General features: G+C 43.9%; 1 pseudogene. It reads left to right on the top strand.

The window, feature by feature from the left end:
• Positions 1–310: 310 nt before the first annotated feature.
• A pseudogene (gene vmeA / locus R7E78_RS26085) lies at positions 311–768 on the top strand (multidrug efflux RND transporter periplasmic adaptor subunit VmeA); the annotation flags it as partial.

Raw genomic sequence — 768 nt, 5'->3', positions numbered from 1 at the left:
ACACAGAAAAGTGTGATTTCCAACACAATATCTTCAAATCTGAGAGTTCAGACGTGTGCTCTTCCGATCTACACAGAAAAGTGTGATTTCCAACACAATATCTTCAAATCTGAGAGTTCTATTGCACCTTTACAACAAACGCATTCGACAAGCGTATAGAAACGTAAATTTTGTTGTATGTACAACACTGGGTAATTATCATTCTAAGTAATTTGTTTGGGATAAATGTATATCCACTAATCATAATCGAGCCATTCAGAACGCATTGAATTGGATATTTGTAGGGCTTGCAAAATAAGAGAGATGTTTCATGAGACGTAGAACCACGCTATCGCTGCTGATTGCATCGAGCCTGTTTATGGCGGGATGTCAACCAAGCCAAGAAGGAACTGAGCAAGGTGGTGGCGCCGCTCCCGCAACCGAAGTGAATGTGTTGACGGTTGAACCTGTTCGACAAGCTTTGACGGTTGAGTTGCCGGGCCGCAGCCGTGCATTTAAAGAGGCGGAAGTCCGCCCACAGGTAACGGGTATTATTTCAGAACGTAACTTTGTTGAGGGTGGCGTTGTGGAAAAAGGTCAGTCGTTGTACCAAATTGATGACTCTTCATTTCAAGCGGATTTGCTTAGTGCAGAAGCGGAGCTGATTCGTGCGCAAGCTTCTGAAGAATCGACGTTTGCAACCGTTAAACGTTACCGCGCATTGATTACCAAGAAATCGATCAGTCAACAAGATCTGGATGAAGCAGAAGCGGCTTACAAAGAAGCGAA

This window comes from Vibrio sp. YT-19(2023) (assembly GCF_033337395.1).
This window is presented reverse-complemented; position numbering and strand designations above follow the sequence as displayed.